This is a genomic window from Exiguobacterium sp. PvP048, from assembly GCF_040549175.1.
Classification (GTDB): domain Bacteria; phylum Bacillota; class Bacilli; order Exiguobacteriales; family Exiguobacteriaceae; genus Exiguobacterium_A; species Exiguobacterium_A artemiae.
On record NZ_JBEPSU010000005.1, the window covers coordinates 77,178 to 92,068 of the forward strand.

At 45.5% G+C, this 14,891-nt stretch carries 9 protein-coding genes; 6 read left to right on the plus strand and 3 right to left on the minus strand.

Features of this window, described 5'->3' with window-relative positions:
- Nucleotides 1–82: 82 nt before the first annotated feature.
- The 4 genes from ABIC15_RS10725 to ABIC15_RS10740 are packed head-to-tail and all read left to right on the plus strand — an operon-like array spanning nucleotide 83 to nucleotide 8,027.
- Nucleotides 83–1,555: a TIGR02677 family protein gene (locus ABIC15_RS10725; RefSeq protein ID WP_354020672.1), complete on the plus strand. Its 1,473-nt coding sequence runs from the start codon at nucleotides 83–85 to the stop codon at nucleotides 1,553–1,555.
- On the plus strand, nucleotides 1,548–2,696 hold the full coding sequence (locus ABIC15_RS10730; RefSeq protein ID WP_354020673.1) for a TIGR02678 family protein: 1,149 nt from the start codon (nucleotides 1,548–1,550) through the stop codon (nucleotides 2,694–2,696). Before ABIC15_RS10725 ends, ABIC15_RS10730 begins: the two co-directional genes overlap by 8 nt.
- On the plus strand, nucleotides 2,689–6,753 hold the full coding sequence (locus ABIC15_RS10735) for a TIGR02680 family protein (protein WP_354020674.1): 4,065 nt from the start codon (nucleotides 2,689–2,691) through the stop codon (nucleotides 6,751–6,753). The genes ABIC15_RS10730 and ABIC15_RS10735 overlap by 8 nt, the downstream gene beginning before the upstream one ends.
- Nucleotides 6,750–8,027, plus strand: coding sequence for a TIGR02679 family protein (locus ABIC15_RS10740; protein ID WP_354020675.1), 1,278 nt, complete (start codon nucleotides 6,750–6,752; stop codon nucleotides 8,025–8,027). Before ABIC15_RS10735 ends, ABIC15_RS10740 begins: the two co-directional genes overlap by 4 nt.
- A 68-nt stretch (nucleotides 8,028–8,095) precedes the next feature.
- Here the strand turns inward: ABIC15_RS10740 and ABIC15_RS10745 are convergent, their stop codons facing one another.
- Nucleotides 8,096–9,253 (minus strand): ArgE/DapE family deacylase, encoded by a 1,158-nt coding sequence (locus tag ABIC15_RS10745; protein ID WP_354020676.1) that lies wholly within the window; start codon nucleotides 9,251–9,253, stop codon nucleotides 8,096–8,098.
- 168 nt (nucleotides 9,254–9,421) lie between these two features.
- Nucleotides 9,422–10,243 (minus strand): SDR family oxidoreductase, encoded by an 822-nt coding sequence (locus ABIC15_RS10750; protein WP_354020677.1) that lies wholly within the window; start codon nucleotides 10,241–10,243, stop codon nucleotides 9,422–9,424.
- A gap of 147 nt (nucleotides 10,244–10,390) precedes the next feature.
- Between ABIC15_RS10750 and ABIC15_RS10755 the strand changes: the two genes are divergently transcribed.
- Together ABIC15_RS10755 and htpG are read left to right on the plus strand one after the other, a co-directional pair.
- Complete coding sequence (locus ABIC15_RS10755; RefSeq protein WP_354020678.1) at nucleotides 10,391–11,263, plus strand: hypothetical protein; 873 nt, start codon at nucleotides 10,391–10,393, stop codon at nucleotides 11,261–11,263.
- A gap of 83 nt (nucleotides 11,264–11,346) precedes the next feature.
- On the plus strand, nucleotides 11,347–13,212 hold the full coding sequence (gene htpG / locus ABIC15_RS10760; RefSeq protein ID WP_354020679.1) for a molecular chaperone HtpG: 1,866 nt from the start codon (nucleotides 11,347–11,349) through the stop codon (nucleotides 13,210–13,212).
- Between the two features lie 77 nt (nucleotides 13,213–13,289).
- On the opposite strand, the gene ABIC15_RS10765 is transcribed toward htpG, so the two are convergent.
- Complete coding sequence (locus ABIC15_RS10765) at nucleotides 13,290–14,873, minus strand: Na+/H+ antiporter NhaC family protein (RefSeq protein ID WP_354020680.1); 1,584 nt, start codon at nucleotides 14,871–14,873, stop codon at nucleotides 13,290–13,292.
- Nucleotides 14,874–14,891 lie beyond the last annotated feature (18 nt).

Below are 14,891 nucleotides of genomic sequence, written 5' to 3' on the forward strand. Positions count from 1 at the left end.
AAATATTGGACCACGTCCAAACTTAAAAATATGCGACACTGTTAAGTAAGACTAGTTCATGTCAGAAGGAGTGAGTCAAGTAATGGATCGGATTTCAGAAGCAACATATATGACAGTAGATAAAAGTCCGCATTACCGGAGGATATTACGATTTTTTTATATCCAACATGAGCATTTACTGGAGTTTTTAGTCCCGGAAATGATATTAGAAGCGTTACAAGAAGATGAACTTTTTTGTGAGTATGATTTAGAACGCTTACATATGGATTTATCCCAACTCGTAAAGTGGGGGAATTTAACGGCGCAACAGGAAACAGGTCGGGTTCGTACGATTGAGGAATTCAAGAAACGTCGTTTTCGTTATCAGATTACGCCTTTTACAGTTGAATTTGAAAGAATGCTCATTCAATTCGAAGAAAAGGGTGATTATTTTAGCGGATCACTCGAGAAAACACAGTTTCAACGATTTCGTCATGTGTTGGAACAAATTCAAAACGTGGGGAAGTTATCAAACGAAGACTGTTCTCAATTGTGGAACGATTTAATCATGTATTTTAAAGCAATCAAACAAAATACATCCGATTATTTCGGATATTTACGAAGTGAGCAAACGGTCGAACAGATGCAGTCAGAAGCGTTCTTGATGTATAAAGATCGATTCACCCAGTATCTGAGTGACTTCATCATCACCCTCCAACGAACGTCATCGAGTATTCAGTTTTTATTTGAAAATCTGTCAGATGAGTATTTGCAGGAGTATCTTCAACGTGTAGAGGACCATCAATCTAAAAAAATCATTGGTCAATCCGTCGAAGGTAGTTTAGATGAATTGCTGATGACGTTTGCGAATATTAAACGTTGGTTCATTGGTAAGGAAGGTGAGATTAGTCAATATGATCTCATTCAACAACAAACAAACGAAGCAATCCGTCGTATGACGAGAATCGTGCAACGTTTTGGTGAACGACATCAATCGCGCCGTAGTCGTCAAGCGGACTACATGTACATCGCCAATTGGTTTTTAGAAAAGGATTCCTTAGAAGAAGCACATCGATTATCGGCGGTGCTGTTCGGAATGCGCGAAACGCGTCATCTGCACGCAGATTCCATTGCAACTGATCAAATGTACGCAGATATTTGGACCGAATCACCGGCTGTCCATGAACGTGTACCACTCGTCCGCGATTACCGTGAGCGGACACGGGCGAGTGCAGCGATTGATTATACAGAAGAGAAAGAGCGAGTGCGTGCTGAACATCTGGCGCGGCAACTCCATCAACAAGAAATCATGCATCGTCACCTCGATCAAGATACAATTCATCTTTCAGAAATGAGCGAAGTGGAACCGTTTGTCCGAAAAATTTTCCTGGCTTGGGTGGCAAAGGCGATGATGCAGGAGAATCGAACCATCAAAACAGCATACGGTGATGTGATTCGTATTGAAATCGATGAAACGAAACAAATTGAATTGACTTCGACAGATGGAACTTTACGCATGCCGGATATGACGATTCACTTCATAGAGAGAAAGGAGCGTATTGGAACGAATGGATGAAATTGCAACGAACGCACTGAATGTATTGTTTGAGAAGTTTTGGATTATTCGCGATCAAGAACCAGACATGTACCGAACGATTCGCGATCGCGAGATGGTATTAAAACGACATCTGCAAGATAAATATGGGTTGGAACTTATCGTTCATCGATACTTCGCAAAGTTGGAAAAAATCCCTGTCGAACCACAACCTTGGATGGGCATTCAAACATTTGAGAAGACGACGGATTATGTGTTGTTTTGTTGTATCTTAGCGTTTCTTGAACGAAAGCGCGTCGATGAGCAGTTCTTGTTATCCGATTTGACCGAGTACGTGGCGGAAACCTATCCTGGATTTGAAAAAATCGAATGGTCTGTCTATACGATTCGACAATCATTGATTCGGGCAATGCGTGAAGTGATTGGTTTTAGTCTCATTCGAACGATTGACGGATATCTAGAAGGGTACCAATCGGATACGACGGAAGACGTGTTGTACGAAGTGACGATTTATGCAAAATACTTTATGCGTGCCTATCCTGATGATTTGACACGTTTTCATGATGAACATGAGTTGTTGGAGCAAGAGTGGAAACGTCGTCCTGAAGACATGACACGTCGACGTGTCTATCGGGCACTTCGGATGACACCTTTTGTCCGTCGGAAAGGTGAAGACGACTTAGACTTTCAGTATATCAGACGTTATCGTGATCGATTACAAGATGATTTCTTAGAAACCACGCCTTTTCGGTTAGAGGTATACCGTGACGTCGCGTTCTTGAACCTGCCGGAGCCGAAAACGATGTATACCTATTATCCGGGAAGAGGGTCAATCCATGATGTATCGCTTCATGTCACCGCAATGTTGATGGAAACACTTGATAACCAAGAACTCGTTTTAGGTCATCTTGATTTGCCCTTCAGTCGTTTTAAACGACTGTTGTATCAAACAAAAGAACGATACGGGCATGGATGGTCTAAAGACTATAGAGAAGGCTCAATCGCACATATCATGAAAGAAGTACTACGATTGTGGAAAAACTGGGAGTTGGCATCTGTCGATGAAGCAGAGGAAATGATTCATGTATTTCCAGGAATCTCACGTGTCATTGCCCGTTATCCGAAAGATTATGAAGAAAAGAGGGAGAGTCGGAATGAATAAATGGGAACTGAATCGAGCGGGGTTATTCAATTTTTGGTATTATGACGACGAAATTTTACATTTCAAAGACGGAAAATTATTATTGCGCGGAACAAACGGTTCAGGTAAGTCTGTCACGATGCAAAGTCTATTACCGGTTCTTTTGGATGGACGCTATACGGCAAAACGACTTGATCCATTTGGATCACATTCTCGAAAGATGATTGATTATCTGCTCGGTGAAAAAGAAGTATCTAAAATCGAAGAGCGTACAGGTTATCTTTTTTTAGAATACAAACGTAAAAATACGAATCAATACATCACGACGGGAATCCGTCTGCAGGCGAAACGCGGAAAGGATATCCATTTCACAGGGTTCGTCATTACGGATGGACGGCGGATTCGTGAAGATTTTCAACTCTATGAAACCGTCCGGAGTGCAAATGGTACGGATAAGAGACCACTCTCACGAATCGAATTGAAAAATCGAATCGGTGACGGCGGTGTGGTCGTCACGACACAAAAAGAATACAAAGAACTCGTCAATCGATATGTCTTCGGGTTTGATGACATCGTTGCTTATGACGATCTAATCAAGTTACTCATTGAATTAAGAAGTCCGAAACTCTCTAAAGATTTTAAGCCGACTGTTATTTATGACATTCTAGAAGCAGCTTTGCCTGCCTTGTCGGAAGACGATCTCGTTTCACTTTCGGATTCTCTTGAGCAAATGGATCAGACCGAACAACAGATGGAACAGTTGGAACGTGAAGTCACGGCCATCCAAAAAATCAAGACCGCTTATCAGGAATATGAAGAAAGGTTAATGTTCGATCAAGTGGAACAATGGGAAGAAATCATCAAAGAACGTAAAAAAGAAGAAAACGATTTGGAACACGAATTAAGTGAAATCAAGAATTTGTCTGAGTCTTTAATCACGCATACGAATGAACACGATCAGCTTACGCTTAAATATCAGGTTGCCCAAAACAGTCAGATGGAGTTGGCACGTCACGAAGTGTTTCATTGGCAACAGGATAAGTTAAGAAAAACGGAAACCCTTGACCGGCTGATCGAAAAACAGACGGGACGAGAGCGGGATAAAGAACGTGAAGAAGACAAACGACGACAATTGGTGAAAGATAAGAACGAGAAAGTCTTTTTACTCCAACAACTGATCGAAGCACAAACGGATCAAATCGATGAAATCGAGTATGAAGCGCAAGAAAGTGACTTCTCGTTACATGAAACTTACCGTAAAGCATATGCTCAAAAAGAAGAGGACTTTTCATTTGAAACATGGAAAGGGATGGCTCGGCAGCACGAGGAACGTTTAGGAACATTGTACGAAGCCTTACGAGAACTGGCCACCCTTCAGTCGCGTTACGCAGAACAGACGCGACAAGCCTCTGAAGTGGAAGAAGTCGTTGACCGATCGAGAAATGATGCGGCTAAATGGAAAGAGATGCAACATACAGAACGGCAACGGATCGTCGAACAGTTATACGACTGGTCCGATCAAGTTTCCTTTGATTTGGCAGAGGAAACAAGCCGCCGGTTTATTCGTTCACTAGAAGATGTGCCGCAGACGGTGTCTTATGAAAAAGTGAGAGAGCCGTTTTTTGAACAAATCCAGCAAGAAAAACTGGAACTCAAAGCGGAGCAGTATAAGGCGTTACAAGTATATGAAGCGTTGTCTGTAGAAAAACAAATTCTCGAGGAAAAACGTGATCGGTTGGTCAACGAGGAGGAGGATCCAGAACCTGTTCGGGATGCACAACGCCAAGAAGCACGCCTTGCGTTAAGACGTTCGAAACAGCCACATGCTCCGTTATACGAAGTGACATCGTTTCGACATCACGTCTCACCGGATACAGCTCTGCGCATTGAACGGGTCTTGATGGCGAGTGGTTTATTGGACGCCTTGATTTTAGAAGTCGATGAACAGGTAGAACATGATTGTGTGTTACATCCACGTGCTGTTCTGACCGGTGAAACATTATTTGATTATTTAGAAGTAGACGCAGAACAGACGACGTTACCGCGAGGACGAATTGAGCATATCTTACAAAGTATTTCGATTCATACAGAGGGCGACATCATGCTTGATTTTGATGAAGTAAGATATCGTTTCGGTTCTCTTCAAGGTCATGCACCTGATCAAGAGCGTATCTGTTATATCGGAAAAGAAGCGAGACAACGGCATCGTGCGCAGCTCGTTACCGATTTGAACGCAGAGATTCGTGTCTATGAGGAACGGCTGACAGAACAAAACAGCCGTTTGACGGAGATACAGACAAAAATGACTCAAATCGATCAATGGTGGAAGGCATTTCCGAAAGAGGATGACTTACAGGAAGCAACACGTCAGCTTGAGGAGACAACACGTTTCCTGTTACGTCATGAAGATGTGTTGGAACGTCTTGAAACCGAACGGACCCTCTTAAATCAAACGCTTCGTCAAAACAAGGCAAAGCTTAAAGAAGAGACCAGTGAACTCTCGATTAAAATGACGGTGGATGCCTATCAACAGGCGCAACGACTCATGCGTACCTACATCGACGCTATTGAAACGTGCATGAGACGCCATGGGGAGATTTGTCAACTCGAAGAACGGATCGTCGAGCGGACGGAACGCATCGAAGATCAAGAACATGTCATTCAGATTGCGCACGAGGAATGGATCGATGTGACTCAGGAACGAGAAAGAGTCGAATATGAAATCGAAGCACTTGAAGAACAGTTGAAACTGCTTGGAGCTGAAGAAATCGAACAAAAAATCAAAGAACTTGTCGAAGTAATTCGTCAATCCGAAGAGCGGATGAAAGTCATCTCAAAAGAGATCGGGACGTTTACAGAACGTGAAAAAAATCTTGTCCTACAAAGTGAATCGCGTCAAAAACAACTCGATTTCTTACGGAAGTTAGAGCAACTGTGGGAAGGAAACATGAGAGCTGCCTGGAGAAATGTTCAATTGGATGACAAAGAAAACCTTGAAACTTGGAAAGAACATCTGAAAACATTCGCACTAAAAGAACGTTCTCGTTTAGAAGAACGTTTGACTAAATTATTTAACGAGACTCAATCAGATTTGATTGAATATCGGATGCGTCAATCTAGCCCCCGCCGTGACTTGCCGGAATGGGAGGAAGACGTGATGGAAGTCGGAAATCGAAGTCTTTTGCATGAGTGGCAACGTGCCTTCAGCCGGATTCTTTTTCAGTTCGAGCTTCATGGTAATCAAGTGTTGCCTCACGAACTCTTTGATGAGATTCATTCAGAATATACGCTTCAACAAGACCGTCTAAGCGCATTGGATCGTCAATTGTATGAAGACATCCTATTAGACTCCGTCGGGAAGATGCTGCGTGCGAAAATTCATAATGCCAAACAATGGACAAAAAATATGAAAGACTTGATGGAAAATCAAGATACATCATCCGGATTGAAATTTTCAATCAAGTGGGTTCCAAAGACGGCGGATTCTGAACAGGAAATGGACACAAAGGCGTTAGTCGATTTGTTAGAGCAAGATGCAAGATTGCTGAAGGATGATGATTTCGATCGGATTACCGCACATTTTCGTTCGCGGATTCAGTTTGCAAAACAGATGATGTTAGAGTCTGGAGAAGGACAGACTCTACTCCAAGTGCTTCAAAACGTGTTGGATTACCGAAAATGGTTTTCCTTTGAATTATGGTATGTACGACCAAATGAGCCGAAACGTGAATTAAAAAATGATGCCTTCTTCAAGTTCAGTGGGGGAGAGAAGGCGATGGCGATGTATGTGCCATTGTTCACTGCCTGTTATTCGAGGTATCAGAAGGCGAAACAAGATGCACCTTACATCATCTCGTTGGATGAGGCATTTGCTGGAGTTGACGAAAATAATATCAGCGAAATGTTTGAAGTAGTGGAAGCGTTAGGCTTTAATTACATCATGAATTCCCAAGTGTTATGGGGCGATTATACGACGGTTTCGTCACTGGCGATAACCGAGTTACTTCGACCTAAAAATGCAAATTTCGTCACAGTCATGCGTTATGAATGGGACGGGAAATCTAGGATAGAGCAATGAGTAACCGTGCTGAAGAAGCGGTAAATTACTTTACTCAGTATCCTGTTTATGAAAAACTGTTTCAACTGTTTCGAAAAAAGTACGAATCATTAGGAAAAGTAAGCGGAACGGTCAAAATTGAACAATTCACAAAGGAAGAGCTGAATCATCTCAGCGGTTTTTTAAAACGGTCGGTTCATCACCTACAAGAGAACCCAACGGTTTCGTTACGACTTTTCGAACGTCGCCTTCAGGAAACACGTTTTCAAGTTGCCGATTTACATGAACTATTGGAACTGTACTTTCAAGAGCCGATTTTGTGGAAGCAACAACTCCGAATGGATGAACAAGAACTGAGACGACAGAAATTCGAGCAACGAAAGATCAGGTATCCTCAATTATCAGACTGGTTATCATTGCTTGAAGCAAAAAATGAGAAACATCGCTGGATACTGAAACAGCTAGATGAAAATGAGACAATTTTAAAGACACTTCATCTTGCGATTACCGAAAAACCATCTGATTTGGAGCGGATTTCGGTCTATGCGCAACGCATAGCGGGTGATCCCCATGCCTTCGACGGATCAACTGTTTTAGGAAGATGTCTCATTCATTATCTGTATCATTTGTCTAATCAACAAGAAGGTTATCCGACTTCGAGTGAAGCCATCAATGCATTGTTACTCACGTTCGGTGTCTTACGCGATGATATTTCAAATTTCATCTCAATTGCGAATATCCAAGCGACGTATAACGGGGGTATCCATCCGGTGTTCGCAGCAGCCAGTCAGCAACAAAGTGTTTTAAACGTCCCATTGCGAGAAATCTTACGGTTGGACGGTTGTCATTTGAGTCGGGGAAAAGATGTATTTGTCGTTGAAAATTCGGGTGTGTTCTCTGCCATCCTGGATGATGTTCCGACAATGAACTTGATTTGTACACATGGTCAAATTCGAATTGCCGGCTGGAAAATGCTTGATTTGCTGGCATTAGCCGGTTGCAGGATTCATTACAGTGGTGATTTTGATCCGGAAGGACTTCAAATGGCGCAACGGATTTTAGAACGTTATCCAAAGCAGGCTGTTTTATGGAGAATGTCTCCTGGCGACTATGCTCTATCCTCACCGTCTGTCCGATTGAATCAAGAGCGCCTAAGTAAGTTGAATAGCATCCGACATGTCCAATTAGTTGATTTAGCAAAACACATAAAGGACAAGAAAGTGGCTGGTTATCAAGAAGGGCTGCTCACACATTTAATAAAAGATAGTGAGCAATATAACGAATGCCAAGAATGAGCACGATTAAAAACACTTGTCGCAGATCTTAAAGGTTTGTCTGCAACAAGTGTTTTTGTATCGTATTTTTAAACGAAGTCGTGTAGCGCAAGACGCTTACACAATTCGATCGTTTCCGCATATTCCGACAGCGGAATCGACTCATCAATTTGATGCGCCAACCGGAAATCGTGGAACGAAGCCACTGCAATCGGGAAGTTCCGGGCCGCCTGGCTGAACATCGCACCGTCCGTCCCGCCAGGAATTGCGACGCGTGTTGTCGGCTGCTTCCGGATGGATTCTATCGTATCCGCGACGATCTGTAAGAACGGATCGTCACGGTCCGTCTCGCAGGAAGGAATGTCTTTGATGACCGTCACCTCCATAGAGAAGGTCTCATCTTGTTGAGACAGCCGTTGGTTGACGGCTTCGAGCGCCTGCAGGACCTGCTCCCGTCCAAAGCCCGGTATCGTTCGAATGTCCATATAAAAGGAAGCCCGACTCGGAATGACGTTCGGTCCTTCGCCGCCTGTGATCGACGTAATGGAAGCGACGACCGGACCGAGCTCCGGATGGCTGTGATCGGTGATCGTAAACCGGTCGGATTTGATTTCTCGAATCACACGATACAAATCAGCGATGGCGTTTTGACCGAGCTGTGGCGAAGAGCTGTGAGCGCTTTTACCCGTACACGATATTTCGACGCCGACAACCCCTTTTTGCGTATAGCCGAGATAACCGCTTGTCGGTTCCGTAATCAACAGAGCGTCCAAATCATCGGCGTCACCACGGTCTGTTAAATGACGGGCACCGGTCATACCGTTTTCTTCATCCGATGTAATCAGCAATTTCAGATGGTTCGGCAAGTCATCGTGTTGATTTAATTCGATGATCATACTGACCATCGCCATGACACCGGATTTCATGTCGGAAGCACCGCGTCCGTAGATGCGTCCGTCTTCGATTGCACCGCCGAACGGATCTTTTGTCCATTCACTGATTTTAACCGGTACCGTATCGAGGTGACCCGAGAAACCGATCGTTTTCGGGTGAACGGCAGTAGCACCGGCCTCAATCGTGGCGACAAGACAAATCCGTTTCGGAGAGACTTCAATCCAGTCGGTTTTGACTCCGTGTGACGTCAGTAAATCATAGACGTACGCGGCCACGTTCTCTTCCCCGTCGAGTGGATTTGTGCTTGGAATTTGTAAACAACGCTGTAAATAAGTAATCGGTTCTGTAAGCATAGATTCTCCCCCTTTGTTTTACTTTTCCCGTTCAAAAGTAGTTCAGTGAGGTAAACTAATGACCAAAACATTTAAGCGTACCGAATTTCTTAGGCTCAAACCGTTCAAAAATGAACAAAAAAAGCACGGCTCCACAAGTAGGAACCGTACTGAACGAAAACCCGTCACTTATTCCGCGTCTGTTTTCCATTTATCGTCGATTAACATTTCGCCCGGCCATGTGTACGCCATGATACCGCCGTCGGCCGTAATGTCTTCGCCGGTGACGTAAGAGCTGTCATCTGACGCAAGGAACAGGGCAACCGTCGCCATCTCACGCGGTTTTCCGAGACGGCCGAGTGGAGTAATCCAGGCGTTGGCGTCGCGGAACTGTTTGCCTTGTTGTTCTTCTTTTCCACCGACGAGTGTATCGATGAGCGGTGTTTCAATCGTCCCTGGAGAAAGCGAGTTGACGCGGATGCCGTCACGGGCATAATCAATCGCCATCGCCCGTGTGAAGTTGGCAATGCCGCCTTTTGCTGCATTGTAGCCGGAACGATTCAAGTCGGCTGCACGTCCTGACATCGATGACGTATTGATGATTGATCCGCCGTTCTTCAGCATCAATGGAATGACGAATTTACTCGTTAAGAATGTTCCGCGTAAATCGACGGCGATGATTTGATCAAACAGTTCGATCGGATATTCATGGACTTTCCCGCCTTGGTGGTCGATCCCGGCATTGTTGAACAGGACGTCGACCGTTCCATATGTAGACTCTAGATGGTTGGCAAGTTGTTTGACGCTGTCGACTTGTGAGACATCGACATGAACGGCTTCGGCGTTTCCGCCGGCTTCCTTGATTTTCTCTACCGTCGCTTGTGCTTTTTCAAGCTCGACGTCCGCGCAGACGACTGTCGCTCCCTGCTCGGCAAAGACAAGTGCCGTTGCCTGCCCGATTCCTGTCGCTGAGCCGGTAATGACGGCTACTTTGTTTTCAAGTCGTTTCATAAAAAATCTCCTCCTAAAAAAATAATGTCCGTTGTTGTGCTTCACCTTATGAAACATTCCCTGCGTCCATCGTGCTAAACCCATCAAACTGTCTAACGTTTTGGAGGAAAGGGAACAACTCAAACAGGAAAGCGCAACAGGAAGGGAATGAGAACGCTGACATCAGAACAACGGAGAGCAGCAAAAAAACTCTTAACCGAAGCTGTTCAGCATCAGATCGAGTTAAAGGATGGACGGATGAAAGAGGAACTGATTGAGGGAACGACGCCGGTCTTATGGTTTGGTGATGCGGCGAAAAAAAGCTGGCTGACGGTCGCGACGAATCCGTCCGCCGGACAGTTTTTAACCAAAGACGGTACTTTGCGTTTTGATTCGACGGGACCGTTCTTTTTACTTGAGCCGGACATGTCTTTAGAGACATATCTGACTGACGACAACCTGGAACAAAGCATCGGTAAGTTTAATGACTACTTTAAACAAAAAGATGTTTACAAAACCTGGTTCGGGAAGGAGCAGGGTGGAAAACTGGAAGGATTCTTAAACGGACTGGGGGCGTCGCTGTACGATTCCTCTCTCCAGTCCGTCATCCATACCGATTTCTTTCCGCTCCCGACGAAACGGTATATGGGAACGATTTCGATGCGGCAGGAACTGGAGCAATCCGTTTTTGGACAAACCTTTTTCATGAAACTACTGCCGTTGTTTTCTCTGCACGGCATCATTTTACTCGGTCGGGAACATACGGACCGGTTTCAGAAACTGGATTCAAGTACCGTCTGGGAAGATCCCGTTCCTTTACCCGATTATCCGGATGCCGTCGTTGAATTCGGGTATTCGGTTGGACTTGATTTGCCTGTCATCGGACTTCATTTTAAACCGGGCGAACAATTCCTTGGTCTCGGTAGCCGTGTCGATGAAAATGGGCGGAGTCATGGGTCGTACGGCTCGACGAACGGGCTGCGGGAGATCGGACAACATGTCCGCGAAAAACTCGAGGCATTCTATGAGGCAGATGATTGACAGTCGTTTTCGTATCCGTAATAATGGAAATGAATTAGCACTCTTGTTGATAGAGTGCTAAAAACAAACAGGAGGTATCGAAAATGGAAACGAAACAATTTAAAGCCGAATCGAAACGATTGCTCGAAATGATGATTCATTCCATCTACACGCATAAGGAAATTTTTTTACGTGAGTTGATTTCGAATGCCAGTGACGCCATGGATAAGATTTATTATAAAGCGTTGACGGACGAGACGATCACGTTCGACAAGGATGCCTATAAAATTACGATTGAACCGAATAAAGAAACACGTCAGCTGATTTTGCGCGATACGGGAATCGGGATGACAAAAGACGAGCTCGAAGAAAACCTCGGAACGATTGCCAAAAGCGGATCGCTCGCTTTTAAAGCGGAAAATGAGTCAAAAGACGGCCATGACATCATCGGGCAGTTCGGTGTCGGTTTTTATTCCGCCTTTATGGTCGCAGATACGGTGACGGTCGTGACGAAACCGTTCGGCAGTGATGTCGCCTACAAATGGGAGTCGCATGGTGTCGACGGCTATACGATTGAAGAGGTCGAAAAAGAGATGGTCGGAACCGACATCACCCTTCACATCAAAGCAAACGAAGAGGACGAGAACTACGATGAATACTTAGAACCGTACCGTCTCCGGAGCATCATCAAGAAATACTCCGACTTCATCCGCTATCCGATTGAGATGGAGGAGACGGAACAGCGTCCGGTCGAAGGATCGGATGAAACAGAGTCAGTGACAGTCATGAAGACGGTCAACAGTATGGTCCCGATCTGGCGCAAGAACAAACGGGAGCTGACGGATGAAGATTACCGCAACTTCTACCAGGAAAAACGCTACGGATTTGACGCACCGATTAAACACATTCATATCAGTGCCGACGGAGCCGTCCGTTATCAGTCCATTTTATTTATTCCGGAGCAACCGTCATTTGATTATTATTCAAAAGAGTTCGAGAAAGGACTCGAACTGTATGCGAACGGCGTCTTGATCATGGAAAAATGCAGCGATCTCTTACCGGATCACTTCAGCTTCGTCAAAGGAATGGTCGATTCGGAAGACTTATCGCTCAATATTTCGCGTGAAATGTTGCAACACGACCGGCAGTTGAAATTGATTGCGAAGAACATCCAAAGCAAAATCAAGACACAACTCGAAGCGTTGCTGCGTGATGACCGTGAAAAATACGAGACGTTTTATCAAGCGTTCGGTCGTCAGCTGAAGTTTGGTATCTACAACGACTACGGCATGCAAAAAGATACGGTGAAAGATCTTGTTCTGTTCCATTCAGCGAAGGAGAAAAAGCTGGTGACGCTCGCTGAATACGTCGCCGCGATGCCGGAAGAACAGAAGTATATCTATTACGCATCGGGCGAAAGCACGGACCGGTTGGATAAACTGCCGCAATCCGAGCTTGTCAAAGACAAAGGATTTGATATCCTGTACTTCACGGAAGAAATCGATGAGTTTGCGATTCAAATGCTCCTCAACTATGACGGAAAAGAATTTAAGTCCGTCACGAGCAGTGATCTCGGAATCGAACAGACAGAGCAGGCAGAAACGACAGAGACACAAGCCGAGATGTTTAAAGCGATGCAGGAAGTACTCGCGGGGCATGTTAAAGAAGTCAAAGCCTCGACCCGCTTAAAGTCGCATCCGGTCTGCTTTGCGACGGATGGGGCGGTATCGATCGAAATGGAAAAAATCCTGAAGGCGATGCCGAATAATCAGGATGTCGCAGCGGTCAAAATCCTGGAGTTGAACACGTCGCATGGTGTCTTCCGGGCGATTGAGACAGCGTATGCGGAAGACCGTCCGAAATTTGAACGGTACACGAAGCTGATGTATCAACAGGCGTTGTTGATGGAAGGATTACCGATTGAAGATCCGGTTGCCTTTGCCAACGAAGTCTGCGCCTTGATGGTCTGATTTAACAAAAAAAGCCGGTCCCGATACAATCATCGGGACCGGCTTTTAGCATATCGTAACGGTTTAAAACATCTGACTTATTCCGAGCGAAGTTGCGACGGCACTTCACCGCGTCGTGACAAGATGTTTAACATCACAACGAAAATCACGAAAGCGACCAGCGCACCGATGAAGCCGAATACAGACGAACCGGTGACACCGAGTACGAGATATCCGACAGCAGATACGACGGCGCCAATCAAGGCATACGGCAACTGGGTCGTCACGTGATCAATATGGTGTGAACCGGCACCGGTCGAACTGAGGATCGTCGTATCGGAAATCGGTGAACAGTGATCGCCGAAGACAGATCCGGCGAGGACGGCAGCGAGTGTCGGCAACAACAGACTTGGATCGACTGCCATGATCAGATCGGCTCCAATCGGTAACATGATGCCGAACGTTCCCCAACTCGTTCCGGTTGAGAACGCCATGATGCTGGCAATCAAGAATAATAAGAACGGCAGATAAGAAGCAGGAATCGATTTGCTGACGAAACTGGCTAAATAATCCCCGGTTTTCATATCGCCGATAACTGCGATGATCGTCCAGGCAAATAACAGAATGACGACAGCGGGCCACATCGATTTTAGCCCTGCCCAGATGCTGATACGGTAATCGCGTGCCGGAATTTTTCGACCGATCAGCATCAGGAACGCAACGATTAAACTGATGACGACACCGGAAACAAGAGAACGTGTCACGTCCGTCGCTTCAAAAGCGCCAATCAATGTAAAGGGACGGTCGTCAGCCGCAAGTGCCTGAGCACCTGTCCAAAGGAGTGCTGTGACAGTCGCGATGACTAGGACGATAATCGGAACAACCAGGTCGCGGACTTTCCCGCCATCGTGCTCCTTGACTTCTTCCGCCATTCCCATCGGTGTCCCTTTGTTGGAATCAAACAATTCGCCTTGTAAAGCCCGCAACTCGTGCGTCCGCATCGGTCCGACAGCAATTCCCGTATAGGCAATGTAGAGCGTCAGTAACAAAGCAAAGATAGCATAAAAGTTCAATGGCACAATCATCATGAAGGCACTGAACGCCGAGTAATCCGTAATCGAATGCGTCGTTAAAATACCGGCAATGATTGAGATGATGAAGGCACCCCAACTTGACAACGGACTGATGACACAGACCGGTGCAGCGGTCGAGTCGATGATATACGCCAGCTTCGCACGTGAGACGCCACGACGGTCCGTTAACGGACGACTGACGTTTCCGACAGCAAGACTGTTGAAGTAATCATCGATGAAGATCAAAATCCCTAACCCGAAAGCAGCGAGCCTTGCGCCACGCGCCGTTTTGACGTGTGTCGTCGCCCATTCTCCGAAAGCATGAGCACCTCCGGACGTTTGAATCAGCGTCGACAAGACACCGAGTAATAGTAAGAAAACAAGTAATAAGACATTCCATTCATTTAACGCACCGTCTGCCCAAAACAGGCTGAAGATGTTTTTTCCGAGATAAACCGCGGTATCAATTGGATTGAAGCGATGAAGCAGTAAGGCGCCGATTAAAATCCCGACACCAAGTGAGATGACGACTTTGCGTGTAACGATCGCTAAAACGATCGCGACAAGCGCTGGTACGAGTGCGACGATAGAATCTGAATAATTGACCATAGTTGTGGTTTCTCCTCC

Bases quoted from the DNA above. Each gene is read 5' to 3' on its own strand.
- ABIC15_RS10725 (WP_354020672.1), top strand. From the start codon at position 83: ATGGATCGGATTTCAGAAGCAACATATATGACAGTAGATAAAAGTCCG.
- ABIC15_RS10730 (WP_354020673.1), top strand. From the start codon at position 1,548: ATGGATGAAATTGCAACGAACGCACTGAATGTATTGTTTGAGAAGTTT.
- ABIC15_RS10735 (WP_354020674.1), top strand. From the start codon at position 2,689: ATGAATAAATGGGAACTGAATCGAGCGGGGTTATTCAATTTTTGGTAT.
- ABIC15_RS10740 (WP_354020675.1), top strand. From the start codon at position 6,750: ATGAGTAACCGTGCTGAAGAAGCGGTAAATTACTTTACTCAGTATCCT.
- ABIC15_RS10745 (WP_354020676.1), bottom strand. From the start codon at position 9,253: ATGCTTACAGAACCGATTACTTATTTACAGCGTTGTTTACAAATTCCA.
- ABIC15_RS10750 (WP_354020677.1), bottom strand. From the start codon at position 10,243: ATGAAACGACTTGAAAACAAAGTAGCCGTCATTACCGGCTCAGCGACA.
- ABIC15_RS10755 (WP_354020678.1), top strand. From the start codon at position 10,391: ATGAGAACGCTGACATCAGAACAACGGAGAGCAGCAAAAAAACTCTTA.
- htpG (WP_354020679.1), top strand. From the start codon at position 11,347: ATGGAAACGAAACAATTTAAAGCCGAATCGAAACGATTGCTCGAAATG.
- ABIC15_RS10765 (WP_354020680.1), bottom strand. From the start codon at position 14,873: ATGGTCAATTATTCAGATTCTATCGTCGCACTCGTACCAGCGCTTGTC.